At 67.9% G+C, this 25,974-nt stretch carries 21 protein-coding genes; 17 read left to right on the top strand and 4 right to left on the bottom strand.

The genetic code is table 11. The features are described 5' to 3' along the window. The first annotated feature begins 10 nt into the window (after positions 1-10). The 11 genes from tssA (at position 11) to ACSQ3N_RS03425 (ending at position 16,108) form a co-directional block, all read left to right on the top strand. Positions 11-1,021 carry a type VI secretion system protein TssA gene (tssA, locus tag ACSQ3N_RS03475; RefSeq protein WP_436145592.1) on the top strand — a complete coding sequence of 337 codons (1,011 nt, stop codon included), beginning with the start codon at positions 11-13 and terminating at the stop codon, positions 1,019-1,021. A 305-nt stretch (positions 1,022-1,326) separates the two neighbouring features. After that, positions 1,327-1,875 carry a type VI secretion system contractile sheath small subunit gene (gene tssB / locus ACSQ3N_RS03470; protein WP_056164327.1) on the top strand — a complete coding sequence of 183 codons (549 nt, stop codon included), beginning with the start codon at positions 1,327-1,329 and terminating at the stop codon, positions 1,873-1,875. 26 nt (positions 1,876-1,901) lie between these two features. Next, positions 1,902-3,398, top strand: coding sequence for a type VI secretion system contractile sheath large subunit (gene tssC / locus ACSQ3N_RS03465; protein WP_056164323.1), 1,497 nt, complete (start codon positions 1,902-1,904; stop codon positions 3,396-3,398). 450 nt (positions 3,399-3,848) lie between these two features. Further along, positions 3,849-4,634 carry a type VI secretion system accessory protein TagJ gene (locus ACSQ3N_RS03460; protein WP_436145591.1) on the top strand — a complete coding sequence of 262 codons (786 nt, stop codon included), beginning with the start codon at positions 3,849-3,851 and terminating at the stop codon, positions 4,632-4,634. An 11-nt stretch (positions 4,635-4,645) separates the two neighbouring features. Continuing rightward, complete coding sequence (tssE, locus tag ACSQ3N_RS03455) at positions 4,646-5,170, top strand: type VI secretion system baseplate subunit TssE (RefSeq protein WP_056164318.1); 525 nt, start codon at positions 4,646-4,648, stop codon at positions 5,168-5,170. 16 nt (positions 5,171-5,186) lie between these two features. After that, positions 5,187-7,061: a type VI secretion system baseplate subunit TssF gene (gene tssF / locus ACSQ3N_RS03450; RefSeq protein ID WP_056164315.1), complete on the top strand. Its 1,875-nt coding sequence runs from the start codon at positions 5,187-5,189 to the stop codon at positions 7,059-7,061. Further along, on the top strand, positions 7,058-8,173 hold the full coding sequence (tssG, locus tag ACSQ3N_RS03445; protein WP_082516771.1) for a type VI secretion system baseplate subunit TssG: 1,116 nt from the start codon (positions 7,058-7,060) through the stop codon (positions 8,171-8,173). Before tssF ends, tssG begins: the two co-directional genes overlap by 4 nt. A 67-nt stretch (positions 8,174-8,240) precedes the next feature. Further along, positions 8,241-11,030, top strand: coding sequence for a type VI secretion system ATPase TssH (gene tssH / locus ACSQ3N_RS03440; RefSeq protein ID WP_436145590.1), 2,790 nt, complete (start codon positions 8,241-8,243; stop codon positions 11,028-11,030). A gap of 29 nt (positions 11,031-11,059) precedes the next feature. Further along, the gene (locus ACSQ3N_RS03435; RefSeq protein ID WP_436145589.1) at positions 11,060-13,375 is read left to right on the top strand and encodes a S41 family peptidase; all 2,316 of its coding nucleotides are present in this window, start codon (positions 11,060-11,062) and stop codon (positions 13,373-13,375) included. A gap of 81 nt (positions 13,376-13,456) precedes the next feature. Next, entirely contained in the window at positions 13,457-14,938 is a 1,482-nt protein-coding gene (locus ACSQ3N_RS03430; RefSeq protein WP_056164306.1) for an AMP nucleosidase, read from the top strand. Positions 14,939-14,971: 33 nt separating this feature from the next. Next, entirely contained in the window at positions 14,972-16,108 is a 1,137-nt protein-coding gene (locus tag ACSQ3N_RS03425; RefSeq protein WP_056164303.1) for a GGDEF domain-containing protein, read from the top strand. Positions 16,109-16,237: 129 nt separating this feature from the next. On the opposite strand, the gene ACSQ3N_RS03420 is transcribed toward ACSQ3N_RS03425, so the two are convergent. Beyond that, positions 16,238-16,885, bottom strand: coding sequence for an FMN-binding negative transcriptional regulator (locus ACSQ3N_RS03420; RefSeq protein WP_056164300.1), 648 nt, complete (start codon positions 16,883-16,885; stop codon positions 16,238-16,240). 305 nt (positions 16,886-17,190) lie between these two features. On the opposite strand from ACSQ3N_RS03420, the gene ACSQ3N_RS03415 reads away from it, so the two are divergent. Next, positions 17,191-18,135 carry an ATP-binding cassette domain-containing protein gene (locus tag ACSQ3N_RS03415; protein ID WP_436145588.1) on the top strand — a complete coding sequence of 315 codons (945 nt, stop codon included), beginning with the start codon at positions 17,191-17,193 and terminating at the stop codon, positions 18,133-18,135. A 78-nt stretch (positions 18,136-18,213) separates the two neighbouring features. Here the strand turns inward: ACSQ3N_RS03415 and purT are convergent, their stop codons facing one another. After that, on the bottom strand, positions 18,214-19,416 hold the full coding sequence (gene purT / locus ACSQ3N_RS03410) for a formate-dependent phosphoribosylglycinamide formyltransferase (RefSeq protein WP_436145587.1): 1,203 nt from the start codon (positions 19,414-19,416) through the stop codon (positions 18,214-18,216). Positions 19,417-19,637: 221 nt separating this feature from the next. Between purT and ACSQ3N_RS03405 the strand changes: the two genes are divergently transcribed. The 4 genes from ACSQ3N_RS03405 to ACSQ3N_RS03390 all read left to right on the top strand — a co-directional run bounded on the left by ACSQ3N_RS03405 (position 19,638) and on the right by ACSQ3N_RS03390 (position 22,668). After that, positions 19,638-20,402 (top strand): diguanylate cyclase domain-containing protein, encoded by a 765-nt coding sequence (locus ACSQ3N_RS03405; protein WP_436145586.1) that lies wholly within the window; start codon positions 19,638-19,640, stop codon positions 20,400-20,402. A gap of 167 nt (positions 20,403-20,569) precedes the next feature. Beyond that, complete coding sequence (locus ACSQ3N_RS03400) at positions 20,570-21,160, top strand: DUF3455 domain-containing protein (protein WP_436145585.1); 591 nt, start codon at positions 20,570-20,572, stop codon at positions 21,158-21,160. A gap of 159 nt (positions 21,161-21,319) precedes the next feature. Further along, on the top strand, positions 21,320-21,889 hold the full coding sequence (locus ACSQ3N_RS03395; RefSeq protein ID WP_436145584.1) for a sigma-70 family RNA polymerase sigma factor: 570 nt from the start codon (positions 21,320-21,322) through the stop codon (positions 21,887-21,889). Beyond that, positions 21,886-22,668: an anti-sigma factor gene (locus ACSQ3N_RS03390; protein ID WP_436145583.1), complete on the top strand. Its 783-nt coding sequence runs from the start codon at positions 21,886-21,888 to the stop codon at positions 22,666-22,668. Before ACSQ3N_RS03395 ends, ACSQ3N_RS03390 begins: the two co-directional genes overlap by 4 nt. Before the next feature lie 150 nt (positions 22,669-22,818). Here the strand turns inward: ACSQ3N_RS03390 and cynS are convergent, their stop codons facing one another. Then, positions 22,819-23,262: a cyanase gene (gene cynS, locus ACSQ3N_RS03385; protein WP_436126139.1), complete on the bottom strand. Its 444-nt coding sequence runs from the start codon at positions 23,260-23,262 to the stop codon at positions 22,819-22,821. A gap of 131 nt (positions 23,263-23,393) precedes the next feature. Here cynS and ACSQ3N_RS03380 point away from each other — a divergent pair, with 131 nt between their 5' ends. Next, positions 23,394-24,254 carry an ABC transporter permease gene (locus ACSQ3N_RS03380; RefSeq protein ID WP_056164278.1) on the top strand — a complete coding sequence of 287 codons (861 nt, stop codon included), beginning with the start codon at positions 23,394-23,396 and terminating at the stop codon, positions 24,252-24,254. Between the two features lie 63 nt (positions 24,255-24,317). Here ACSQ3N_RS03380 and ACSQ3N_RS03375 read toward each other — a convergent pair whose 3' ends face one another. Then, on the bottom strand, positions 24,318-25,907 hold the full coding sequence (locus ACSQ3N_RS03375; protein WP_436147912.1) for a GMC family oxidoreductase: 1,590 nt from the start codon (positions 25,905-25,907) through the stop codon (positions 24,318-24,320). Between the last annotated feature and the right edge of the window lie 67 nt (positions 25,908-25,974).

The raw sequence follows: 25,974 nt of genomic DNA, 5'->3' as shown, positions 1-25,974 counted from the left end.
GAAATCCACCATGACCGATATCGACGACCTCCTGAGCGAAGCTCCGTCCAACCCGCCCTGCGGTCCCGAGATGACCTACGCGGCGGAGTTTTTGGCATTGGAGCAACTGGCGCGCGGAAAGATCGAGCAGCAGTACGGTGACACCATCATCCCGGCAGAAGATCCTGACTGGCAGTCGGTCGAAAGCAGTGCGTTGCAGCTGCTGCGGCAAAGCAAGGACATGCGCATCGCCGGCTTGCTGTGCCGGTCGTGGACCAACACGGAAGGTTTCGTCGGGCTGGCACGCGGGCTGACGCTGATGAGCGCCTTGCTGGAGAGCTACTGGGACACCATTCATCCGCTGCCGGAAGATGACGACTATTTCATGCGGATGAACGCGGTCGCCATGCTGAACGATGTGACCGGACTGCTCCGGGAGCTGCGGCAAACGGAGTTTCTCGCGTCCAACTTCGGCAGTTTCACCGTCCGCGATGCGGAAGCGCTGGCACGCGGCCAACGTGCCGAGTCCAATGCGCAACTCACCGTGGAGCAATTGCGGCTGGGCATGGGCAGCGCGCTCGAACAGGGCTACCCGCTGCTGCTGGCCGTGCCCACGGCCAAAGAAGGGCTCGAAAAGCTCGTCCGCATCTGCACGGACAAGCTGCCCCACCACCAGCAGCCCGACCTGGGCAACATCCAGTCCCTGGTATCGCTGCTCAACGCCATGCTGCCCAAAGGCAAGCAAGAGGCGCAGGCGCCTGCCGACGCGGCGGACGCTGCAGACACCCCAGGCAGCACCGTGACGATCCGGCCACCGGACTCCAATGGGGAAATCAGGACCCGGGACGATGCCATCAAGCAACTGGTCAAGATCGCCGAATTTCTCGAATCCACCGAGCCCACCAACCCTGCGTCCCTGCTGATCCGCCGGTCCGCCAAGCTCATGGGCATGAGTTTCATCGACATCCTGCGTGAACTCGCTCCGCAAAGCCTGCCGCAAATTGAGGTGATCACTGGAATCCAGCCGGACCAGTCGTCCTGAACTACGAACTGTAACAGACACTTCATAGGCAGATTGGATACTGAAGCACCGAAGTGGCATAGCTTTTGGAGGCGAAGAACAGGCATGAAATCTTGCATTGCTCGGGCGCCGAAGAGAGATTCTGTGTATCAGGTGTCACGCGGTCATGTCCTGAGCAGCTTTGCCCGGGCATGACACCCAGGAACGATTCGTTTCGGCGACCACAAACCGTAGCGAATTCACACAACTTTGTAAGCATTTGAACCAAATGGCCACCCTAGCGCGGGCCACGGGTTTATCGGCCAGCCAACTTGAGAGAGGTAACCATGTCAATCACCAAAGTGGGAAAAAGCGGACAGAAGTTCATTGCCCGAAACCGCGCTCCGCGTGTGCAGATCGAGTACGACGTGGAAATCTATGGCTCGGAAAAGAAAGTGCACATCCCGTTCGTGATGGGCGTGATGGCCGACCTCTCTGGCAAGCCGCTGGAAAACCTGCCGGAAATCGCTGACCGCAAGTTTCTGGACATCGACATCGACAACTTCGATGCCCGCATGAAGTCCATCAAGCCCCGGGCCTCGTTCCTGGTGCCCAACACGCTGACCGGCGAGGGTTACCTCAGTGTGGACCTGACCTTTGAAAGCATGGATGACTTCTCGCCCGCAGCGGTGGCGCGCAACATCGGGCCGTTGAACACGCTGCTCGAAGCCCGCACCCAGTTGCACAACCTGCTGTCTTATATGGACGGCAAGCAAGGCGCCGAAGAGCTGATCCGCAAGGTGCTGCAGGACCCCGCACTGCTCAAGTCACTGGCTGCCAGCTCCAAACCCGCCCCTGCGCCTGCCGAAGGCCCAGTTCAAAACGACGCCGCCTGAGCCGCCCCAGCGAACGGAGATTACCCATGAGCGCAGTAGCCATCAATGAATCATCCACCGCCCAGTCGTTGGAAGGCCACGACTTCGCGGCATTGCTGAACAAGGAGTTCAAGCCCAAGACCGACCAGGCACGCGACGCGGTGGAAGCCGCGGTCCAGACCCTGGCGCAGCAGGCACTGGCCTCGGTCACCACCATCTCGAACGATGCATACCAGACCGTTCAGGCCATCATTGCCGAGATCGACCGCAAGCTGTCCGAGCAGGTCAACCTCGTCATCCACCACACGGAGTTCCAGAAGCTCGAGGGCGCCTGGCGCGGCCTGCAGCACCTGGTGACCAACACCGAGGTGGACGAGATGCTCAAGATTCGCGTCATGAACATCTCCAAGAAGGAGCTGCACCGCAACATGCGCCGCTACAAGGGCGTCGGCTGGGACCAGAGCCCCATCTTCAAGAAGGTCTACGAAGAAGAGTACGGCCAGTTCGGCGGCGAGCCCTTCGGCTGCCTGGTGGGCGACTACCACTTCGACCACAGCCCCCCTGACGTGGAACTGCTCGGTGAAATGGCCAAGGTGTCTGCCGCTGCCCACTGCCCGTTCATTTCCGGCGCCTCCCCCGCGCTGATGCAGATGGATTCGTGGCAAGAACTGGCCAACCCCCGCGACCTGACCAAGATCTTCACCAACACCGAGTACGCTGCATGGCGCAGCCTGCGCGAGTCGGACGACTCCAAGTACATCGGCCTGGCCATGCCACGGTTCCTGGCGCGTCTGCCGTACGGCGCCAAGACCAACCCTGTGGACGAGTTCGACTTCGAAGAAGAAACCGCAAGCGGCAACCACAGCAAGTATTGCTGGGCCAACTCGGCCTACGCCATGGCGGTCAACATCAACCGGTCCTTCAAGTACTACGGCTGGTGCACGTCCATCCGCGGTGTCGAATCCGGCGGCGCGGTGGAAAACCTGCCAGCGCACACGTTCCCCACCGACGACGGCGGCGTGGACATGAAGTGCCCCACCGAAATCGCCATCAGCGACCGCCGCGAGGCAGAGCTGGCCAAGAACGGCTTCATGCCGCTGGTGCACCGCAAGAACTCGGACGTGGCCGCTTTCATCGGCGCCCAGTCGCTCAACAAGCCTGCCGAGTACTACGACGCAGACGCCACGGCCAATGCCAACCTGTCGGCGCGCCTTCCCTACATGTTCGCCTGCTGCCGCTTCGCGCACTATCTCAAGTGCATCGTGCGCGACAAGATTGGCTCGTTCAAGGAGCGCAGCGACATGGAGCGCTGGCTGAACGACTGGATCATGAACTACGTCGATGGAGACCCATCGAACTCGTCGCAAGAAACCAAGGCCCGCAAGCCCCTGGCCGCTGCCGAAGTCGAAGTGAACGAAGTGGAAGGCAACCCGGGTTACTACACCTCCAAGTTCTTCCTGCGTCCGCACTATCAGCTGGAAGGCCTGACGGTGTCCTTGCGCCTGGTGTCCAAGCTGCCCTCCGTCAAGGAAGCGGGCAACTGAGTCCCCTGGGTTTGCCGTTGCTCGGCCGCTGAAAGATGCCGTGTCTGCCAGCGTCGCACCTGCCCGCCCGGGCAGTGGCGGCGATGGCAGCGGTGGCGTCGCTGCGCCGGGATAGGCGCACGATGCCCGACTGGCTAGTTGGCGAGCAGGCGCGCGGATGTCCTGATGATGTGCACCGGGGTCAGCCCATCCACGCATTGCAGGCAAGACACCGTCGCCCACCCCGGCCATCTTCCTGAACGCGGCTGCATGACAAGGCACCGCGTCGCCAGTTCAGTTCAGTTCAGATGAGACGGCGAATGCAACCGGGCAGGCATGGGAACGGGCATGGACAGGTTCGCCAACCCTTCTGCCCTGCCTGAGCCGGTTTTGCTTGATCCGGTTTTACGTGACAGTCCGCTACAACCGCCGTGGACGCATTCGCGCCACAGCCTTCCATGAGTTTTCACCGTGACTGCTGTTCTTTTTGATTCCCAAAGCCCCCTGGACGTGCAGCTGAGCCGCGTCAAGGACGCCATTCGCGAAGAGCCTGCCAAGGCATCTCTGCGCACCTTCTACTTTCAGCTGCTGGCGGTGCTGGGCGACTGGAACAAGGCGCTGGCGCAACTGCAGGTGTGCGCGCAGCTCGATCCCAAAGCGGTGCCCATGGCACAGGCCTACCGCGAAGCCATGCGGTGCGAACTGCTGCGCACCGAAGTGTTCGAGGGGCGCCGCACCCCGTACATCCTGGGCGAACCGCCGCAGTGGCTGAGCTACATGGTGGACGCGCTGAAGGCCCAGTCCGAGGGGTCGCACGACGCAGCGCTGAACCTGCGCACCCAGGCCCTGGACCTGGCACCGGCCTGTGCGGGCACCATCAACGGCGACCCGTTCGAATGGCTGTGCGACTCCGACTCGCGGCTCGGGCCGATCCTGGAACTCCACACCAACGGCTGCTACTACTGGGTTCCGTACTCGTCCATCCGCAGCATCGCGTTCGAAAAGCCCCAGGACCTGCGCGACCTGGTCTGGCAGCCTGCCGAGCTGACCCTCGTCAACGAAAGCACCGTGCAGGGCCTGGTGCCCGCGCGCTACCCCACGCAGGCGGGCGACGACGACACCCTGCGCCTGGCGCGGCGTACCGAATGGACGGACATCGGTGGCGAGCATGTGGCGGGCCGGGGTCAGCGCGTGCTGATCTCCGACCAGGGCGACCACGCGCTGCTGGATGTGCGCGCCATCGCCTTCAACGCCTGACGCGGCCTGCCATGGTGTCCAGGCGACTGAGCGGGTCAGGGACCGAAAAGGACCGCCTGCAGCCGGCCCTGCTGGACCGGCTGACCGACCACGACCCCTCCCGAAGAACCGAGCAAGCGGATGCGGTGTATGTCACCGAATCGCGCCTGCGCGCCGCACTGCTGCGCGACCTGGGGTGGCTGCTGAATGCCAGCAATGCGTCGGGCCACATCGATTTCGATGGCCTGCCCCACGCCGAGCGGTCCACGCTCAACTACGGCATGACCCCGCTGGCAGGCAAGCTCCTGTCCGATCTGGACTGGAAGAATGTCGAGGCCAACGTGAGCCGCGCGATCCTGGCCTTCGAGCCGCGTGTCCTGCCGCAATCGCTGACCGTGACCCTGCTGCCGTCGTTCGACTCGCTGAACCATCACAACACATTGCAGTTCGAGATCCGCTGCCAGTTCTGGTCGATGCCGTACCCGCTGGAGCTGTTGCTCAAGACCAGCCTGGACCTGGAAACAGGCCAGGTCATGGTTTCGGACCTGAGAAGCTGACCGTGAGAGAGCACCGATGAACCCGCGCCTGGTCGAGTACTACAACCGCGAACTGGCCTACCTGCGCGAGCTGGGGGCCGAGTTCGCCGCCGCGTTTCCCAAAGTGGCCAGCCGCCTCGCGCTGCGCGACCTAGACGTGGCCGACCCGTATGTCGAGCGGCTGCTGGAGGGCTTCAGCTTTTTGACCGCGCGGGTGCAGATGAAGATGGACGCGGAATTTCCGCGGCTGTCGCAACGCATCCTCGAGATGGTGTGCCCGCACTACCTGGCGCCTACGCCTGCGATGGTGGTCGTCCAGATGTCGCCCAGCGACACCGAAGGCAACGTGGCCGATGGCTACTGCCTGCCAGCGGGCAGCATGCTGCGGTCGCGCAAGACCACCGACGACCAGACGCCCTGCGACTTTCGCACCGGGCACGACGTCACGCTGTGGCCTGTGGCGCTGTCGCGCGCGGCGCTCGGCGGGCCGCCGCTGGACCTTCCGCTGGCACGCTTCGGTCTGCCGCACGAGCCCGCAGGGCATTTGCGCCTCGAACTCGAGACCCAGGGGGCCACCGACTTCGCGCACCTGCCGATGGACCGGCTGGACTTCTACATCCATGCGACGGATGCCGTCGCATCGCACCTGCAGGAGGTGCTCCACGAGTCGCTTCTGGGCATCGTGGTGCACGACGTGCAGGACCCCACCCGGGTGTACGGCTACCTGCCTGCACAGGCGCTGCAGGCCGAAGGCTACGAGCAGCGGCAGGCATTGCTGCCCTACTCGCACAGGGCGTTCCAAGGTCACCGGCTGCTGCACGAGTACTTCGCGTTTCCGCCGCGCTTCCGGTTCTTTTCGATCCAGGGCTTGTCGGCGTCGCTGCGGCAGATTCCGGCGCGGCGACTGGCCATGACGCTGCTGCTGCGCAAGGCCAGCCCCGACCTGGAGCCCGTGGTGGACAAGCAGAACTTCCTGCTCCATTGCACGCCCGCCATCAACCTGTTCGAGCGCATGGCAGACCGCATCCACGTGTCGGCCGACATGAACGAATACCACGTGGTGATGGAGCGCACCCGCCCGCGCGACTTCGAGGTGTACAGCGTTCTCAGCGTGACCGGCCACCAGGAAGGCCAGGTGAACGACCGGGATTTCGTGCCGCTGTACGCATCGGTGCACGGCATCCGCTCGGACGACCAGGCGTACTTTGCCGTACGGCGCGAGCCCCGGCTGTTTTCGGAACACGCCGTGCGCTTCGGCCCGCGCACCCAGTACCTGGGCAGCGAAGTGTTCCTGTCGCTGGTGGACCAGCGCGCCGCGCCCTTCTCGGACGACCTCAAGCAGCTGTCCGTGCGCACGCTGTGCACCAACCGCGACCTGCCCCTGCTGATGCCCACCAACCAGCCCGAGGGGGACTTCATCACCCTCGACTCGGCCCCCATCGGTGCCATCCGCACCATCGCCGGGCCGTCGCGCCCGATGGGCAGCGTGGCAGAAAACGAGATCACCTGGCGACTGATCTCGCACCTGTCGCTCAACTACCTGGCCATGACCGATCTGTCGGACCAGGAAGGCGCAGCGACCCTGCGCGAGCTGATGAACCTCTACCTCGCGCTGGGCAACCACGCGCTCGCAGGCCAGGTCGCGGGGCTCAAGGAAGTCAGCATCCGGCCCATTACGCGGCGCCTGGCACAGCACCGGCAGCTCGTGTACGGCCGCGGTGTGGGCGTCGCGCTCACGGTGGACGAGTCGTCGTTCGCGGGCGTCAGTGCATGGCCGCTGGCTTGCGTTCTCGAACGCTTCTTTGCGCGGCACGTGGGCGTCAACAGTTTTACCGAGCTGTCCCTGCACTCGCGGCAACGCGGGCCGGTCGCGAAGTGGGAAGTCCGCCCGGGCGAAAGGCCCAACACATGAGCGGCCCCGCGCCTTCCTCCAAGCCTTCCTCCCAGCCGCAGTCGGCGCAGCGGCCCAGCGACACGGCGGAGCTGTGGCAGAGGTTGCGCCGCAACCCGCACGCGTTCGATCTGTTCTTCACCCTGCGCTGGCTGCAGGCCCGCAATGCTGACCTGCCGCCCCTGGGCCGCGCCGCACGCCCGCAGGCCGAGCCCATCCGCCTGGGGCAGGACCCGTCGCTCGCCTTTGCGCCGGCCACCATCGCAGAGCTGCTGCCGCCCGTGGCGGGCCAGCCCGAGCGGCTGACCGTCTGGAGCTTTGGCCTGTACGGCCCCAACGGGCCCATGCCCACCCACCTGACGGAATATGTGCGCGAGCGGCAGCGCCAGTTCGATGACCCGACGCTGGCGCGGTTCTCCGACATCTTTCACCACCGGCTGCTGCTGCTGTTCTTTCGGGCGTGGGCCGATGCCCAGCCCACCGTGTCGCTGGACCGCCCCGGCGACGGCATGTTCGGGCGGCACCTGGCCAGCATCGTCGGCATTGGCGAGGCGTCGGCGCGGCAGCGCGACGCGGTCGAAGACCACGCCAAGCTGCACATGGCCGGCCACCTCACGCGCACTACCCGCAACCCCGAGGGGCTGCAGCGCGCCATCGGCAGCTACTTCGGCGTGCGGGTGGTGCTGCAGGAGTACTGCCTGCACTTCCTGGAGCTCGAGCCATCTCAGCAGACCCGCCTGTCGCGGCACCCGTGCAATTCGCAGCTGGGCGTCGACACCGTGGTCGGGTCGCGCGTGCCGGACGCCCAGAGCAAGTTCCGGCTGCGCATCGGCCCCATGACGCTCGCACAGTACGAACGCTTCCTGCCGGGCCAGCCAGATTTCAAGGCGCTCGTGGACTGGGTACGCAACTACCTGGGCATCGAGTACGCCTGGGATTTCGAGCTGGTGCTGCAGCGCGAGGAAGTCCCCGGCACGCGCCTGGGCGGCGGAACCCGCCTGGGCTGGACGAGCTGGATGCTCGACGGCCCCGCCCCCCGCGACGCGGACGATTTCCGCCTCGACCCGGAGAGCTGGCTGCAGTCGCGCGGCCACCGGGTCAGGGCCCGGGCCGAGCAGCCGTCAGCCCTGTGAGCGACGCCCCCGTTTCCAGCCACAACCATCCACCGTTATTTCTCTTCAACGCACCGCCCTCACGCCCATGTCAGAGATCAGCCGCCTTGCCCTGTTCGGAAAACTCAACCCCTTGCTCTTCAAGTCGCTGGAGGGCGCCACGGTGTTCTGCAAGCTGCGGGGCAACCCCTATGTGGAGCTGGTGCACTGGCTGCACCAGTTGCTGCAGGAAAGCGACTCCGACCTGCTGCGCCTCTTTCGCCACTTCGAGATCGACGCAGAGCAACTGGCGGCCGACGTGCTGCGCAGCCTGGACCGGCTGCCGCGCGGTGCCACATCGATCTCCGACTTCTCGGACCAGATCGAAATGTCCATCGAGCGCGGCTGGGTGTATGCCACGCTGATGTTCAACGAGTCGCAGATCCGCAGCGCCTACTGGCTGTCCGGCATGCTGCGCACCCGCACCCTGGCCAATGAGCTGCGCTCCATTTCCAAAGAGTTCGAAAAGCTCAGCGAACCGGGCCTGAGCGATGCGTTCCCCAAGGTCTTGCCCCAGTCGCCAGAGGCCAAGCTGCAGGCAGCGGACGGCTCCGGCCTGCAAGGCACGCCCGGCGAGGCAAGCGGCGCCACGTCACCACTGGGCGGTGGCAAGCAGGAAGCCCTGCAGCGCTACACCGTCGATCTGACCGAGCGCGCCCGCAATGGAGAGCTGGACCCGGTGACCGGGCGCGACGAGGAAGTGCGCCAGATGGTCGACATCCTCATGCGCAGGCGGCAGAACAACCCCATCCTCGTGGGCGAGGCGGGCGTGGGCAAGACCGCGGTGGTCGAAGGCCTGGCACTGCGCATCGCCGCGGACGACGTGCCGCCGCCGCTGCGGGGCGTGCAACTGCGCGTGATGGACGTCGGGTTGCTGCAGGCCGGCGCCAGCATGAAGGGCGAGTTCGAGAACCGCCTGCGCTCGCTGCTGGATGAAGTGCAGGCCAGCACGACACCCATCGTGTTGTTCATCGACGAAGTCCACACGCTGATCGGCGCTGGTGGCCAGGCAGGCACCGGCGACGCGGCCAACCTGCTCAAGCCCGCGCTGGCGCGCGGCGTGCTGCGCACCATCGGCGCCACCACCTGGGCCGAGTACAAGAAATACATCGAAAAAGACCCGGCGCTCACCCGCCGGTTCCAGCTGGTGCACATCCTCGAGCCCGACGAACCCAAGGCCGTGAACATGCTGCGCGGCGTGGCCGCCAAGCTCGAAGCCCACCACAAGGTGCGGATCGCCGACGAGGCCGTGGTGGCGGCAGTCAGCCTGTCGCACCGCTACATTCCGTCGCGCCAGCTGCCCGACAAGGCCGTGAGCCTGATGGACACCGCCTGCTCGCGCGTGGCGATGGCACTGACCGCGACCCCGGCACGCCTGGAGTCCGTGATCCGCCAGCAAGAGGCGATCCGGGTGGAGCTGGACGTGGTGGAGCGCGAAGCCGCCCTGGGCGTCGCCGATGCCGGCCGCCTGGACGAACTGGCGGCCTCGCTCGAGCGCCTGCAGCAGGAACACGACGCGCTGTCCGAGCGGCTGACCCGCGAAAGCGGCCTGGCCCAGCGCATCGTCGATGCAGAGGCTGCGCTGATGGCCGCACGCCCCGCGCGCGTGCCCAACGAATCCGGCACCAAGGCAGCAACGTCCGCCGATGCGGCCGCCGCCGCCACCGCGACCTCCTCCAACAGCACCGAAGCCAGCGCGGCTGCACCGGCCACACCCACCGCTGCCCCCACCGCTGCGCCCCCCGCCCAGCCCACGGTCACCCCGGCAGAACTGGACGCACTGCGCAAAGAGCTGCTGGCCCTGCAAGGCGACGACCCTCTGCTGCACCCCGTGGTCGACGCGGGCGTGGTCGCGGCCGTCGTGGCCGAGTGGACCGGCATCCCCGTGGGCCGGATGGTGCGCGACGAAGTGCAGTCCGTCCTCACGCTGACGCAAACTTTGGAAAAGCGCGTGATCGGCCAGCGCCACGGCCTGGAGGCCATCACCCGCCGCATCCAGACCGCGCGCGCGCAGCTCGACAACCCGGGCAAGCCCATCGGCGTGTTCCTGCTCGCAGGCCCCTCGGGCGTGGGCAAAACGGAAACCGCGCTGTCGCTGGCCGAGGCGCTGTATGGCGGTGAGCAGAACCTCATCACCATCAACATGAGTGAGTTCCAGGAGGCACACACCGTGTCGACGCTCAAGGGCGCTCCGCCCGGCTACGTGGGCTACGGCGAAGGCGGCGTGCTGACCGAGGCGGTTCGCCGCAGGCCCTACAGCGTGGTGCTGCTCGACGAGATCGAGAAGGCCCACTCCGACGTGCACGAAATGTTCTTCCAGGTGTTCGACAAGGGCTGGATGGAAGACGGCGAAGGCCGCTACATCGACTTCAAGAACACGGTGATCATCCTGACCTCCAACGTGGGCTCGGAGCTGATCGCCAGCATGTGCAACGACCCGGACCTGATCCCCGGGCCGGAGGCACTGACCAAGGCCGTGCGCCAGCCGCTGCTCGACAAGTTTCCGGCCGCCTTGCTGGGCCGCCTGACGGTGGTGCCGTACTACCCGATCTCCGACGCCATGCTCGAGCAGATCATCCGCCTGCAGCTGCGCCGCATCCAGACCCGCATCGAGGCCAACCACGGCGCGCAGTTCAACTTCGACGACAGCGCGGTGCAGCTGATCCGCGAGCGCTGCAGCGAGGTCGAATCCGGCGCCCGCATGATCGACGCGATCCTGACGCAGAACCTGCTGCCGCGCCTGGCCATGGAGTTCCTGCAGGCCTCGGTGGATGCCAAGACCATCGGCACCATCGACGTGAGCGCTGCCGACAACGACTTCGTCATCCGCTACACCTGAGTCCGACCCCACTCAACGCCCACGCCACCATGTCCATCGTCCGCCTGCTCTGCGACCCGTTCACCCACCGCGCTGCGGGACCTCTGCCGGGCGCTGCGCCGCAGCACCGCACGGCGCGCGGTGGCCGTGCGCGAACCCGCCGCGCGCAGGCCGCCGCGGTGCTGGTGGCCTTGGCGCTGACGCCCCTGTGGGCGTTGGCACAAGGCGGGATGCTCGGCAACCTCGGCCGCGCGGGCGAGGTGATGAGCCGGGGTGAAAGCGCGGTGTCCACGGGCCAGCAGGTGATGTCCACCGGCGGCCAGGTCATGGACGCCGGTCGCCAGGCCTGGAACAACCGCAACGGCACGCCGTTCCAGGCCCCCACCGGGCCTGCGGTGATGGCCCGCGACGAAGGCGGCCCCCAACGGCTCATCGCCGCGCTGGAGCGTGGCGCGGGCGACCCGATGGCCGCCAGCAGCACCCTCGTGGCACTGCTGGACCAGGGCGCCTACTTCATCCAGCGGCAAGCCGCGCACGTGACGCCGCCGCAAGACCAGCTGCTGGCCACGCCCCGCGCGGACAGCTCGGCCGTGTCCATCGACCTGCCGTCGTCGCCCCCGGGCACCCTGTTCGACCTGGGCTCGGGCCGTGCGCGCGCGTCAGGCCCCGGCGTGAAGATCTTCGCGCTGTCGGTCCATGCCAATCTGCCGCGCCGCACTGGCCGCCGCGCGCTCGACCCGATCGAGCAGCACGCCATGCTCACCACCAGCTCGGTGCAGATGGAGTGGCCGCTGCAGCCCGAGCTGGCGATGGAGCCGGTGGGCGGCAAGCTGCTGGTGTGGGCGAGCGAAGCGGGCGCGCCCTTCCCTTCGGGCTTTGGCCCCGATGGCCGACTCTTCACGGCCGACGACCCCATGGTGCGGCTGCCGCGCGGCTACACGGTGGTGACGCTGGACAGCCGCGGTTTCAGCTTTGACCGGAGCCGCGAAATCGCGCTGTCGCAATACAGCGTGCAGTCGACGACCGACATCGATCTGTCGCGCCTGGCGCCTGCCGACGCCTTCAAGGCATTCACCAGCGTCATGCAAGAGCGCTACCCGTTTCGCAGCGCCCAGCCCATGGACTGGGGGCGGCTGCAGGGCGAGCTGGCCGACCGGGTCCGCCAGGCTGGCGACCAAAAAGACCGCCAGGCCACGGGCCGCATCTATGCCGACATCGGCGCACGCCTGCAGGACGGGCTGTTCCGGGTCGAACTGCGGGGCGCGGGCGGCTCGCAGGGGCTGACCGCGGGGCTGGACACCGGCCTGTCTGGACAATCGCAGCCGCGCGGCATCACGCCGCTGCCGCTGCCAGGCGTCTGGTGGCTGCCGGACGGCCGGGCCCTGGTCGGCAGCGTGGCGCCGCGCTCGGCCGCCGACCTGGCCGGGCTGCGGCCTGGGGCCGAGATCGTCGAGGTCAACGGCGAGAGCATGTCCCGCTACATCGGCCGTGCATCGCGCTATTCCAACCGGCCCACCGAGGCCGGGCGGCGCTACGACGCGCTCAAGCTCATGGCCTACGAACGCGATGCCATGGTGCTCAAGGTGCGCCAGGACGGCAAGGACCTGACCGTCGACCTGCGCCAGCGCCTGGCCGAGCAGCCTGCGCCGGCCAGCGCCGCGCCCAACAACGAGTCGTTGTCGGCATTCCAGCTGCGCGGTCCGTCGGGCCGGCAGTACGGGTACATCGTGCTCAGCTCTTTTGCCGACGGCGGCGGCAACCTGGACGTGTGGGAACGCAGCCTGGCCGCCGCCAACCAGGCCCGCCTGCGCGGCTTGGTGCTGGACCTGCGCGGCGCCAACCATGGTGCCTACCAGCTGGTGCCGCACTATGCGGCGTCGTTCTTCTCGTACGACCGCCCGCTCAAGCTGCAGGGCTACGCGCAGCGGCAGGTGGATGCCACCGCCAAGGTGTGGCGCACCCGGGGCAGCCTGGGCCTGCCGCCGCAACTGCCGCTGTTCACCCAGGGCACGGGCTACTACAGCGCGCCGCTGGTGCTGCTGACCGGCCCGGAATGCACGGGCCCTTGCGAAATGTTCTCTGCATGGCTACAAAAGGCCGGCCGGGCCCACGTCGTGGCCACCGAGCCCACGCCCGGTGCGGTCGGCATGACCACGCGCATCCTGCTGCCGGGAGACGTCGTCGTGCATGCGCCCACGGTGGCTGAGCTTGGAGCCAACGGCGAGCACTACGTGTTCGGCAAGGGTGTCGAGCCCGACCTGCGGGTGCCTGTCGATGCCGCATTGGTGCAGCGGGCCATGACCGGCGGCGATCCAGTGCTGGATGCCGCCGTGCTGTGGCTGGACAGCCGGCCGCAGGCGCGCTGACGGAGGCCGCAGCCGCGGCTTCTTCCTCCTAAAAAAGACCGCCCGCGCTCCTGCGGGACTGCGGGCAAGCGAAAATACAGCATGCCCCTCATCCCCGACTTCCACGCCCCCACCCGCCACACCGACCCGGCCGAAGCGCTGGCCCAGGTGCAGCGTATTTACCAGCAACAGATCGGCCACCTGCGCGAGGCGATGCAGCGCTTCGTGGCGGGCGAGACGCCCACCAGCCCCGTGCGCGCCTTCTACCCCTTCGTGCGGGTGCACACCACCACCGTGGCGCGGGCGGATTCGAAGCTGGCCTATGGCTTCGTGGAAGGCCCGGGGCGGTATGAGACCACGCTGACCCGGCCCGACCTGTTCGCCCGGTACTACGCCGAGCAGTTCCGCCTGCTGCGCGCCAGCCACAACGTCGAGCTGGAGGTCGGCACCAGCGCCCACCCCATCCCGATCCACTTCTCGTTTGCCGAGCACGATCACATCGAAGGCACGCTCACGGCCGAGCGCCGCATGCTGATGCGTGACGTGTTCGACCTGCCCGACCTGGCCGCCATGGACGACGGCATCGCCAACGGCACCTGGCAGGCACGCCCGGGCGAGGCGCAGCCGTTGTCGCTGTTCACCGCGCCGCGCGTGGACTATTCGCTGCACCGCCTGCGCCACTACACAGGAACGGCGCCCGAGTGGTTCCAGAACTTCGTGCTGTTCACCAACTACCAGTTCTACATCGACGAGTTCGTGCGGCTGGGCCACTCGGAGATGGCCAAGCCCGACAGCGAGTACGTGGCCTTCATCGAGCCCGGCAACGTGGTCACCCGCCGCACCGGCCTGCCCGCGCAGCCCGGCGACGAGCTGGGCAACGCCCCGCCGCGCCTGCCGCAGATGCCCGGCTACCACCTGGTGCGCAAGGACGCGAGCGGCATCAGCATGGTCAACATCGGCGTGGGCCCGGCCAATGCCAAGACCATCACCGACCACATCGCCGTGCTGCGCCCGCACGCCTGGATGATGCTGGGCCACTGCGCCGGCCTGCGCAACAGCCAGCAGCTGGGGGACTACGTGCTGGCCCACGCCTATGTGCGCGAGGATCACGTGCTGGACGAGGAACTGCCGCTGTGGGTGCCCATCCCGGCGCTGGCCGAGATCCAGATGGCGCTGCAGCAGGCCGTGGCCGACGTGGCCCAGGTGCCCGAAGACCAGCTCAAGCGCATCATGCGCACGGGCACCGTGGCCAGCACCGACAACCGCAACTGGGAGCTGCTGCCCGACAACATGCCCCAGCGCCGCTTCAGCCAGAGCCGCGCCGTGGCGCTGGACATGGAAAGCGCCACCATCGCGGCCAACGGCTTCCGTTTCCGGGTACCCTACGGCACGCTGCTGTGCGTGAGCGACAAGCCCCTGCACGGCGAGATCAAGCTGCCCGGCATGGCCAACCACTTCTACCGCGAGCGGGTGGACCAGCACTTGCGCATCGGCATGCGGGCCATCGAGATCCTGCGCAACGGCGGGGTGGACCGCTTGCACAGCCGCAAGTTGCGCAGCTTCGCCGAAGTGGCCTTCCAATAAGTTGACCCGCCCCCGCAGGCCTGCCGTCCCTCCATGCCGCTGGACTTCCTCACGCTCATGACCGCGATGGCGGCCAACCTGTTCATGATCTCGGCCGCGCTGCCGCTGATCATGGGCCGGGACGTGAGCCGGGCGGCGCGCCATGTGCAGGCCAGCCTGCTGCTGCAGGCGCTGGCCTGGGCGGCGATCATCGCGTCGAGCTCGCTGTGGGACCGCACGCTGTCCACCGTGTCCATCGCCTGCAACGCCGCTGCGCAGTGGATGCTGTACCGGGCGCTGGAAGAATGGCTGGGCCCGCGCCCGCTGCGCCGGCTGCTGCTGGCGCTGGTGGTCGCCGCGCCACTGGGCTATGCGCTCGGCTTCGACCACTACGCCTGGCGCGTGGGCTGGGCCAACGGACTCATGGCCGCCATTTTGTGCATCGTGGCGCGCGCCACGCTGTACCCGCTGATATTGGCCGACGTGCGCTGGCGCAGCGTGCTGCTGGGCTGCCTGCTCACGTCCGCCGTGTTCACCCTGGCGCGCGGCCTGCTGGGCGCCTTTACCGACGAGTACCCGAGCTTTCGATCGCCGCATCCGATCAACCTGGCGGCGGCCCTTGCCACCAACGTGAGCCTGGTGCTGGGCACAGTGGCCGTGCTGGTGGCGTGGCGCTACGAGGCCGAGCAGAAGCTGCGCACGCTGGCCATGACCGACGGCCTGACCGGGCTGCTCAACCGGCGCGGCTTCAGCAACCAGGGCGACAACCTGCTGGCCCACGCCTGGCGCCACCGGCTGCCGCTGACCGCGCTGATGCTGGACCTGGACCACTTCAAGCAGATCAACGACACCCACGGCCACGACGCGGGCGACCGCGCGCTGCAGCTGTTTGCGCGCCTGCTGGGCGACACCTGCCGCAGCGGCGATTTGATCGCCCGGCTGGGCGGTGAGGAGTTTGCCGTGCTGATGCTGCACAACACGGCCGCTGCAGGCGTGGCGTTTGACCGGCGCCTGCGCCACCGCCTGCAGGATGCGAGTGCAGCCGAGTTGGGCTTTGTGCTGAACTACAGCGTGGGCATGGCGGCCCTGGTGCCCGGCGAGGCCAACCTGGCAGCGCTGATGGCCCGCGCCGACATCGCGCTGTACGAGGCCAAGACGGCGGGCCGGGGGCGGCTGATGGCAGCGTCCTAGCGCCTGGGTGTGAATGCTATTTTTTTGATAGCTGCTAGCGCGCTCCCATCCAGCGGTAGGGGCATTTTTTCCATTCAATTGGCGGACTGACCGCTTCGCTGAGACGTGCGGCGGGCCGAAGGGCACGCGTCAGGGCACGATCAACCGGGCCACGTCGCTCGCCGCACCGCCAGGCTCTTGCAGCAGGTGCGCGATCACGCTGCGCCGGTCGGCCTCGGTGCGCTGCTGCGACAGGAAGCGCTTGCCCACCAACCGGTCCACCGTGACCTCGAACCCCACCAGCCGTGCAGCCGCCTCATCGATGAAGGCCGGCTGCGCGTCGCCGAGGGACCAGGGCTGCGCGCGGCCGCTTTCCTGCGCTGCGGCCAGCGCTCCCAGGTGGGAGCGCATCCAGCCGGCATCGTCCACCCAGCGCAGCCGGCCACGCGCTTCGGCCGCGGCGTAGTTCCAGCTGGGCGCCAGCCGCCCGCTGCGCTGGCCGTTCACGTACCAGCGCGGCGAGATGTAGGCATTGGGGCTCTGGAACACCGCCAGCACCTCGGCACCACTCAGCACCGACTGCGCCATGGCGTGCGACCGCGCCACATGGCCGCGCAGGCACACCGCGCCGCCCGGTGCTGCCACCACCTCCAGCGGCAGCAGGTCCGCCTGCAGACCGGTTGCATCCGATAGCGCAGGCACCGTGGACAGCGTGACCACGGTGGCCAGCGGGTGGGCGCGCATCAGGCCGTGCAATTCGTTCAGGTCATCGACTTGGAAGAGTGGCTGGCTGTGCATAAGTGTGGATTCCGATTCAGGTTTGCATGGCGGCCTGAAACAGGCGGCGTCGACTGGGCTCAATCTGGCACCGTGCCGGCCCGCGCCCAGCGGGGCATAGCCCCCACTGCCTGCATGCGGGGAATGACAGCGCGGTGCCGCAGACCTCTCCAACGCGGGCCTCATGGTATGCGTCACAATGGGGCACGCGATGGCTTGGCAAGGGCCCATGCCACGCACCATGCCGCAGGCCAGCGCCGGCGGCCGTCGCGGGCGCGACGCAGGGGTGCCATGCCCGGGGCGCCCGCATCGCACACAATCGGTGCATGACCTCCGCACTCTTTGAAGTTGAGCAACTGCGCAAAAGCTACGGCGACGCGACCGTGGTGAACGATGTCTCCTTTGCCATCGCCCCGGGCGAATGCCTGGGCGTCATCGGCCCCAACGGCGCGGGCAAGACCACCACGATCCGCATGTGCCTGGGCCTCACGGCGCCGGACGGCGGGGCGGTGCGCTTTTTTGCCGAGCCCGGCGCGCAGGCCCTGCACATGCCGCGCGACGCGCTGGCCATCAAGGCGCAGCTGGGCGTGGTCACCCAGTTCGACACGCTGGACCCGGACTTCACCTGCGCCGAAAACCTGCGCGTGTTCGGCCGCTACTTCGGGCTCAAGGGCGCGGTGATGGACGAGCGGGTGCCGCGCCTGCTCGACTTCGCCGCCCTCACGCACAAGGCCCACGCCAAGCCCGGGGAGCTGTCGGGCGGCATGAAGCGGCGCCTGAGCCTGGCCCGCGCCCTGGTCAACGACCCGCGCCTCTTGCTGCTGGACGAGCCCACCACCGGCCTCGACCCCCAGGCCCGCCACCTGATGTGGGAGCGCCTGCAACTGCTGCTGCAGCAGGGCAAGTCGATTTTGCTGACCACCCACTTCATGGACGAGGCCGAGCGCCTGTGCTCGCGCCTCCTGGTGCTGGACCACGGCAAGAAGATCGCCGAAGGCCGCCCGCGCGAACTGATCGCCCAGCACCTGGAGCCCGACGTGGTGGAGGTCTTCGGCCTGGGCGCGGTGGCGCTGGCCGAGGACGCCGCGCTGCGCGCCCTGGCGGCGCGCGTGGAGATCAGCGGCGAGACGGTGTTCTTCTACACCCAGAACGCCCAGCCGCTGCTGCAGGCGCTGGGCGCGCACCCGCACCTGCGCACGCTGCACCGGCCGGCGAACCTGGAGGACCTGTTCCTGAAACTCACGGGCCGCCAGATCCGCGAGGACGGTTGACAGAGATTGCTACTAATTTTGCAGCAAACAAAGGCCGACCAACGATCGGTAGCGGCCTTTTTCACCACAACCGCCCGCTTACGCCATCCGTGGCTTGACCTTGCTGGCCGCCAGCTTGGCGTTGGTGCGGGCCGTCTCCACATCCGCCGCACGCGCCAGGGCCACGCCCATGCGGCGCTTGGCAAAGCTCTCGGGCTTGCCGAACAGGCGCAGGTCGGTGTCGGGCACGCGCAGGGCCTCTTCCACACCGTCGAACACGATGCCCTGGGCCTCCACGCCGCCGTAGATCACGGCGCTGGCGCCGGGGTTGCGCAGGCGGGTGTCCACCGGCAGGCCCAGGATGGCGCGGGCGTGCAGCTCGAACTCGCTCTGGTGCTGGGTGCACAGCGTGACCAAGCCCGTGTCGTGCGGGCGGGGGCTGACCTCGCTGAACCACACGTCCTGACCTTTCACAAACAGCTCCACGCCGAACAAGCCCTGGCCGCCGAGGTTGTCCGTCACGGCCTTGGCGATCTGGCGCGACTTCTCGAGCGCCGCCGGGTGCATGGGATGGGGCTGCCAGCTTTCCACGTAGTCGCCGCTGACCTGCACGTGGCCGATGGGGTCGCAAAAGTGGGTAGCGATCTGGCCGTCTGCACCGACCGCACGCACCGTGAGCAGGGTGATCTCGTAGTCGAAGTCGATAAAGCCCTCGACAATCACGCGGCCGTGGCTCACGCGGCCACCGGCCATGGCGTAGTCCCAGGCTTTTTGCACATCGGCAGGTCCGTCGATCTTGCTCTGGCCCTTGCCGGAGCTGCTCATCACCGGCTTGACGATGCAGGGGTAGCCGATGCCTGCATCGATGGCGGCCTGCAGCTCTTCGAGCGAGTTGCAGAACTTGTACGGACTGGTGGGCAGGCCCAGCGTTTCAGCCGCCAGCACGCGGATGCCTTCGCGGTCCATGGTGAGGCGTGCGGCGCGGGCGGTGGGGATCACGCGCACGGTGCCGGCGGCTTCCAGCTCTTCGAGCATGGGGGTGGCGATGGCCTCGATCTCGGGCACCACCAGGTGGGGGCGCTCGGCTTCGATCAGGGCCTTGAGCTGCGCCGGGTCGCTCATGGTGATGGTGCGCGCGTGGTGCGCCACCTGCTGGCCGGGCGCGTTGTCGTAGCGGTCTACCGCGATGGTCTCCACGCCCAGGCGCTGCAGCGCGATCAGCACTTCCTTGCCCAGCTCGCCCGATCCCAGCAGCATGACTTTGGTGGCATGGGGCGACAGGGGGGTTCCGAGGGTGGTCATGGCAGGCTTTCAGAAAGTCGAAGGGTTGGGGACAGCACCCGCGCGCAGACGCTGGGCCGGATGGCTGGCGGGTCGGTGCAGGCGACTTTAATGCACCCGCCCGCCCCGCCGACCGCCCCCCGGTCGCGCAAGTGCTTGCGCCCCTGCCGCCCTTTTCCTACGATAGCGGCCTAGCCCGGCCCGCCGGAACAGCCCCGCCCACGCTCACCCATGGAGCCCCCTTGACCTCCGGCGACCACGACCAGCTTTTTCTTCAGCGCCTGAACGACGTGATGCAGCGCATCGCCCACCAGGGCGACCTGCATGCGGTCGAACCGCTAATGGCCATGACCGGCCAACTGCCTGCGCACAGCACCCTGGCCCAGTTGGCCGAATCGTTCGCCCACATGGTGGTCAAGCTCGAGGCGCGCGAGTTCGAGCTCGAATGCCGCATCGAAGACCTGGACCAGACCCGGCGCGAGCTGGAGCAGGCCAACCTGGACCCGCTTACCAACCTGCCCAACCGCATGATCGCCCGCGACCGCCTGCGCCAGGCCGTGGCCGACGCCCGCACGCGGCAGGTGCAGTTCGCGGTGTTCTTCCTCGACCTGGACCGGTTCAAGAAAGTCAACGACACCCTGGGCCACGCCGCGGGCGACGAGCTGCTGGTCCAGGTCACCCAGCGCCTGTCCACCTGTCTGCAAGAGGGCGACACGCTGGCCCGCCTGGGCGGCGACGAGTTTCTGTGCGTGCTGCCCCGCTGTGCCGATGCAGCATCGGCCCAGGCGATTGCCAGCCAGATGGTGGCCGCGCTCAACCAGCCATTTTTGCTGGCCGCAGGGCAGGCTGACATCGGCACCAGCATCGGCATTTCGCACTTTCCGGAGCATGGGCAAACCGTGGACGAGCTCATCGCCTTTGCCGACGCGGGCCTGTACGAGGCCAAGCACCGCGGGCGCAATGTGTGGGCTTACTCGCCCAAGCAGGCGCCACTGCGCACGGGTTGAGGCAGGCAACGCGCCGGCCTGCGTGCACGCCGCCCACCCCGGTGGCGGGCCAATAAAAAAATATTTCGCGCAGCCTGCATCCAAATGGCGTTCTCGCGGGTAGTACCTGCAGCAGCCGAGCTTCATCGGCCGCTGTCCTTTCCACCCAACTGAAGAAAGAGAACGCCATGAACACCACCCTGACCTTGTCCTCGCGCACCCTGGCCATCGCTGGCGCCGTGACGGCCGCCGCCCTGCTGACGGCCTGCGGATCGATGTCCTCGTCTTCCGCATCGTCTTCGCGCCCCATGATGTATTCGCAAGACGGCCTGCCCGACACCATCAAGGTGCCCGCGGGCAACAAAGTCGCCATGGAAACCGTGGGTGTGGGCGAGATCACCTACGAATGCCGCGACAAGGCCAACGCCCCCGGCCAGACCGAATGGTTCTTCGTGGGCCCCAAGGCCGTGCTGAACGACCGCAGCGGCAAGCAAGTGGGCACCTACTACGGCCCGCCCGCCACGTGGGAATCGCAAGACGGCTCCAAGCTCACGGCCACCCAGCTGGCCGTGGCGCCATCGGGCACCGGCAACCTGCCCTACCAGTTGGTCAAGGCCAACCCGGCCATGGGCTCGGGCGCGATGACGGGCGTGACCTACATCCAGCGCGTGGCCCTCAAGGGCGGCGTGGCGCCTGCCGCAGCCTGCACGGCCACGAATAAGGGCGAGCGCCAGATCGTGAAGTACCAGGCCGACTACATCTTCTGGAAGGCCGCGTAAGCCTGCGCCCCACCGCAGCCCGGCGGGGCCGCCCACTAATTCCCTTGGGCTGCGCAGGACTGCGCGGGTGTGGGGCGCATTGCCCGGTACGATGTGTGCCGCCGGGGCTTCCCCGGCAGACCCACCCGTCCCGCCGACGCGCCCCCACACCTGCCCACCGTGCCCCACGAGCCGCCTGTTGACCTCGACTACGAAGCCACGCTGGCCGCCTGCGCGGCCGGCGACCGCCAGGCCATGCGCAGGCTCTATGAACACGAAGGCGCCCGGCTCCTGGGCGTGGCGCTGCGCATCGTGCGGCAGCGCGCCCTGGCGGAGGACATCGTGCACGACGCCTGCCTGAACATCTGGACCCGCGCTGCCAGCTTCGACGCCCAGCGCGGCAGCGCGCGCGGCTGGATCTACAGCGTGGTGCGCAACCTGGCGCTCAACGCCGTGCGCGACGCGGGCCGCCATGCCGATGTGGACGACGACACCACCCAAGCGCTGCAGGACGCGCAGGCCGCACTCGCCCACCGCGAGGTGGCCGAGGCCTTCGAGCTGAACGCCAGCCTGGGCCGGCTGCAGCACTGCCTGGAGGCACTCGACCCTGCCCGCCGCTACTGCGTGCTGCATGCCTACGTGGACGGCTGCTCCCACGGCGAGATCGCCGAGCGCCTGGGCGCACCGCTGGGCACTGTGAAGGCCTGGATACGGCGCAGCCTCACATCGCTGAGGGAGTGCATGGCATGACCGAGTCCACGCATATCCACAACCCGGCACCCCGGCCACCGCAGGACGACGACGTCCTGGCCGGCGAGTACGTGCTGGGTACCCTGCCCGCCGCCGCACGCCATGCGCTGGAGCAGCGCCTGCCCACCGACCCCGCACTGCAACGCGCCGTGCTCGCCTGGGAGGCCCGGCTGCACCCCTTGACCCAACTGGCCGAGCCCGTGGCGCCATCGCCCGCGCTGTGGAGGCGCATCGACGCGTCCCTGCAGGCCGCCAGCCCGGACACCGTGGCCGCGCCTCAGGCTACCGCCCCGCGTGCTGCCCGCACCAACCCCGCCAAGTCCGCATCGGCCTGGTGGAACCACCTGGGCCTGTGGCGCGCGCTGGCCGGATCGGGCTTTGCGATGGCCGCCGTGCTGGCCGCAGTGCTGGTCACCCGCACCGCCCCGCAGGTCGCGCCCACGCAGTTCATGGTGGTGCTGGTGGCACCGCAGGACAAGGCGCCCGGCTGGGTGGTGCAGGCCAGTTCGCCACGCACCATCAGCCTCATCCCGCTGGGCGTGGCCGAAGTGCCTGCCGGCAAGGCGCTCGAATTCTGGACCAAGGCCGACGACTGGAGCGGCCCCGTGTCCCTGGGCCTGGTGCAGCCGGGCCAGCCGCTGCAGTTGCAGCTCGACAAGCTCCCGCCGCTGCAGCCCAACCAGCTCTTCGAGCTGACCCTGGAGCCACCCACAGGCTCCCCCATCGGCAAACCCACCGGCCCGATCCAGTTCATCGGCCGCGCAGTCAAGGTGCTTTGACGGCAGGCGCCAAGTGCTTTAGGCGTGGCTCTTTGCCTGTATCACCGCACTCCACACAGGCACGCTCTACGCCAGTGCACCCGTGGAACTGGCTCCGCCAGGCCACCGGGTGCGTCCCCCTTGGGGGAAGGCGCGAAGCGACTCAGGGGGTCAATACTGCCTATACGGGAGGAACTTGCCCGACAGCACGACGTTCACGCGGTCGCCCTTGGGGTCGGCCTCGCGCTGTATGTCCATGCTGAAGTCGATGGCGCTCATGATGCCGTCGCCGAACTCCTCGTGGATCAGCTCCTTGATCGTGGTGCCATACACGCTCACCACCTCGTACCAGCGGTAGATCAGCGGGTCGGTCGGCACGGGCGTGGGCAGCGATCCCTTGTACGGCACCACCTGCAGCCACTTCTGCTCTTCGGACGAGAGGCCGAAGATCTTGCCCAGCACCTTGGCCTGCTCGGGCGTGGCGGTCATCTGGCCCAGGCACAGCGCGGTGGTCCATTCCTTGGACTGGCCCACCTTCTTGGCGATGGCGTGCCACTGCAGGCCTTTGGCGACCTTGGTGCTGATGATCTTTTCGGTGACGTCGGTGCGGTTCATGCGGTCTCCTCAGGGGGTGTGAAAGGGCTGGAACAGGAACCCCAGCCACAAGCAATGCCCATGCCTGCACCGCCCGCGGCACTGCTGCGCAGGTGCTGGCGGCGGCGGGATCGACACAGCACAATAGGCGCATGCAGACCACACCTCCGTCCCCCACCCACGGCATCGCCGACGCGCCGCCCCAGCCCTCTCCCTGGCGCCCGCCGCACCTGTCGACCCGCTGGTGGCCCGTGTTCCTGCGCAACCTGCTGGTGTGGCGCAAGCTGGCCATCCCCAGCCTGGTGGGCAACATCGCCGAGCCGCTGATGTGGCTGGTGGCGTTTGGCTACGGCATGGGCGCCCTGGTGGGGCAGCTGAACGTGGCCGGTGCGGGGGGCACCACCACGCAGGTGCCATACATCCTGTTCCTGGCCAGCGGCTCGATCTGCATGAGCGCGATGAATGCGGCGAGCTTCGAGGCGCTGTACTCGGCCTTCTCGCGCATGCATGTGCAAAAGACCTGGGACGGCATCATGAACGCCCCCGTGAGCCTGGACGACGTGGTGCTGGCAGAGATGCTGTGGGCCGCGTTCAAGGCCGTGTTCACCGTGTCGGCGATCCTGTGCGTGATGCTGGCGCTGGGCATAAGCCACAGCCCCAAGCTGCTGGTGGCGTGGCCGGTGCTGCTGTTCGTGGGCGTGATGTTCTCCAGCATCGCGCTCATCTTCAATGCGCTGGCCAAGGGCTACGACTTCTTCACGTACTACTTCACGCTGGTGCTCACGCCGATGATGTTCCTGTCGGGCGTGTTCTTCCCGCGCGAGCAGCTGCCGCCCGTGGTGCGCGCCATCTCCGACTGGCTGCCGCTGACCAACGCGGTCGAGCTGGTGCGCCCGCTGTTCATGGACCAGTGGCCCGCCCACCCCTGGCGCCACGGGCTGGTGCTGGTGGTGACCACGGTGGTGGCGTTCTGGGTGGCGCTGGCGCTCACCCGCAAGCGCTTCAAGGCCTGACGCAGAGCCCGGCAGTCCACCACGACGCGGGCGCAGGCACCCGCGCGGTGTGCCGTCAGCCCTTCACGCGGCGGCGCGCAGCAGGTCCACGGCCTTCTCGGCAATCATCACCGTGGGTGCATTGGTGTTGCCGCTCACGATGCGCGGCATGATGGACGCGTCCACCACGCGCAGGCCTGCCACGCCGTGCACGCGCAGCGCGCTGTCCACCACGTCCATCACGCCCGGCCCCATGCGGCAGGTGCCCACGGGGTGGTAGATGGTGTCGGCGTACTGGCGGATGAACTGCTCGATCTGCGCGTCGGTCTGTGCACCGGCGGACGCAGGCAGCTCCCGGGCGCCGTACTGCGCCAGGGCGGGCTGGGTGAGGATCTCGCGCAGGCGCTGAAAGCCCCGCACCATGCGCTGCATGTCGTCGGGGTCGGACAGGAAGCGCGGGTCCACCAGCGGCAGCGCCATCGGGTCCTGGCTGGCCAGCGTGACGGACCCGCGGCTTTTGGGCTGCAGCAGGCACACGTGGGCCGAGTAGCCGTGGCCCAGCACCGTCTTGCGGCCATGGTCCACCAGCTTGCCGACCACGAAGTGCAGCTGCAGGTCGGGCACCGGCTCGGTGGGGTCGCTCTTGATGAAGCCGCCCGCCTCGGCGAAGTTGGTGGTCAGCATGCCGGTGCGGTGCCGGCGCCATTCGGCAATGCCGCGCAGCGCGTTGAGCATGCCGGTGGGCGACAGGCCGAAAAGGTCGCGGTGGTTGGGTGCGTCGAGCACCTGCACCACATCCGGGTGGTCGTGCAGATGCGCGCCCACGCCGGGCAGGTGGTGCAGCACCGGGATGCCATGCCGCTGCAACTGCGCGCCCGGGCCCACGCCCGAGAGCATCAGCAGCTGGGGCGACAGCAGCGCACCTGCGCTCAGCAGCACTTCGCGCGCGGCCTTGACCTGGTGCAGCGCGCCGCCCTGGCGGTATTCCACGCCCACGGCGCGCTGGCCTTCGAACAGGATGCGCGTGGCGTGGGCGCTGGTGATGACCTGCAGGTTGGGCCGCGCCCGGTGCGGCGTGAGGTAGCCCTTGGATGCGCTGTGGCGCTCGCCGTTCTTGTGGGTGACCTGGTACAGGCCCACGCCTTCTTGCGTGGCGCCGTTGAAGTCGGTGTTGTGCGGGTGGCCGGCCTGCACGCCTGCCTGGGTGAACAGGTGGCTGAAGCGGTGCGGGCTGCGCAGGTCTGCCACGTTGAGCGGGCCACCCTGGCCGTGCCAGGCATCGGCGCCGCGCTCGTTGTGCTCGGCTTTCAGGAAGTACGGCTTCACCTCGTCCCAGCCCCAGCCCGGGTTGCCCTCGCTCGCCCAGTGGTCGTAGTCGGCCTGCTGGCCACGCACGTAGACCATGGCGTTGATGGAGCTCGAGCCGCCCAGCACCTTGCCGCGCGGCTGGTAGCCCTGGCGGTTGTTGAGCGCGGGCTGCGGCGTGGTGTTGAAGCCCCAGCCGTTGAGTTCGAACTTGGCCATCACCGCCAGGCCCGCCGGGCAGTGGATGAGCACGCTGCTGTCGGCCGGGCCGGCTTCGAGCAGGCACACGCGCACGGCGGGGTCTTCGGTCAGCCGGCCGGCCAACACCGAGCCCGCCGAGCCGCCGCCGATGACGATGTAGTCGAACAACATGGTGTCTGTCTCCTCCGCCCTGCTGTGCAGCGGGCGGTTGTGTAGAGTGAAAGGCGGTTCGCAC

The sequence above is a fragment of the Acidovorax sp. LjRoot194 genome, assembly GCF_964253015.1.
Classification (GTDB): domain Bacteria; phylum Pseudomonadota; class Gammaproteobacteria; order Burkholderiales; family Burkholderiaceae_C; genus Acidovorax.
This window is presented reverse-complemented; position numbering and strand designations above follow the sequence as displayed.

What these genes read in the sequence shown, in the direction of transcription:
- tssA (WP_436145592.1), top strand. Translation starts at nt 11, where the DNA reads ATGACCGATATCGACGACCTCCTGAGCGAAGCTCCGTCCAACCCGCCC.
- tssB (WP_056164327.1), top strand. Translation starts at nt 1,327, where the DNA reads ATGTCAATCACCAAAGTGGGAAAAAGCGGACAGAAGTTCATTGCCCGA.
- tssC (WP_056164323.1), top strand. Translation starts at nt 1,902, where the DNA reads ATGAGCGCAGTAGCCATCAATGAATCATCCACCGCCCAGTCGTTGGAA.
- tssE (WP_056164318.1), top strand. Translation starts at nt 4,646, where the DNA reads ATGGTGTCCAGGCGACTGAGCGGGTCAGGGACCGAAAAGGACCGCCTG.
- tssF (WP_056164315.1), top strand. Translation starts at nt 5,187, where the DNA reads ATGAACCCGCGCCTGGTCGAGTACTACAACCGCGAACTGGCCTACCTG.
- tssG (WP_082516771.1), top strand. Translation starts at nt 7,058, where the DNA reads ATGAGCGGCCCCGCGCCTTCCTCCAAGCCTTCCTCCCAGCCGCAGTCG.
- tssH (WP_436145590.1), top strand. Translation starts at nt 8,241, where the DNA reads ATGTCAGAGATCAGCCGCCTTGCCCTGTTCGGAAAACTCAACCCCTTG.
- ACSQ3N_RS03435 (WP_436145589.1), top strand. Translation starts at nt 11,060, where the DNA reads ATGTCCATCGTCCGCCTGCTCTGCGACCCGTTCACCCACCGCGCTGCG.
- ACSQ3N_RS03430 (WP_056164306.1), top strand. Translation starts at nt 13,457, where the DNA reads ATGCCCCTCATCCCCGACTTCCACGCCCCCACCCGCCACACCGACCCG.
- ACSQ3N_RS03425 (WP_056164303.1), top strand. Translation starts at nt 14,972, where the DNA reads ATGCCGCTGGACTTCCTCACGCTCATGACCGCGATGGCGGCCAACCTG.
- ACSQ3N_RS03420 (WP_056164300.1), bottom strand. Translation starts at nt 16,885, where the DNA reads ATGCACAGCCAGCCACTCTTCCAAGTCGATGACCTGAACGAATTGCAC.
- ACSQ3N_RS03415 (WP_436145588.1), top strand. Translation starts at nt 17,191, where the DNA reads ATGACCTCCGCACTCTTTGAAGTTGAGCAACTGCGCAAAAGCTACGGC.
- purT (WP_436145587.1), bottom strand. Translation starts at nt 19,416, where the DNA reads ATGACCACCCTCGGAACCCCCCTGTCGCCCCATGCCACCAAAGTCATG.
- ACSQ3N_RS03400 (WP_436145585.1), top strand. Translation starts at nt 20,570, where the DNA reads ATGAACACCACCCTGACCTTGTCCTCGCGCACCCTGGCCATCGCTGGC.
- ACSQ3N_RS03390 (WP_436145583.1), top strand. Translation starts at nt 21,886, where the DNA reads ATGACCGAGTCCACGCATATCCACAACCCGGCACCCCGGCCACCGCAG.
- cynS (WP_436126139.1), bottom strand. Translation starts at nt 23,262, where the DNA reads ATGAACCGCACCGACGTCACCGAAAAGATCATCAGCACCAAGGTCGCC.
- ACSQ3N_RS03380 (WP_056164278.1), top strand. Translation starts at nt 23,394, where the DNA reads ATGCAGACCACACCTCCGTCCCCCACCCACGGCATCGCCGACGCGCCG.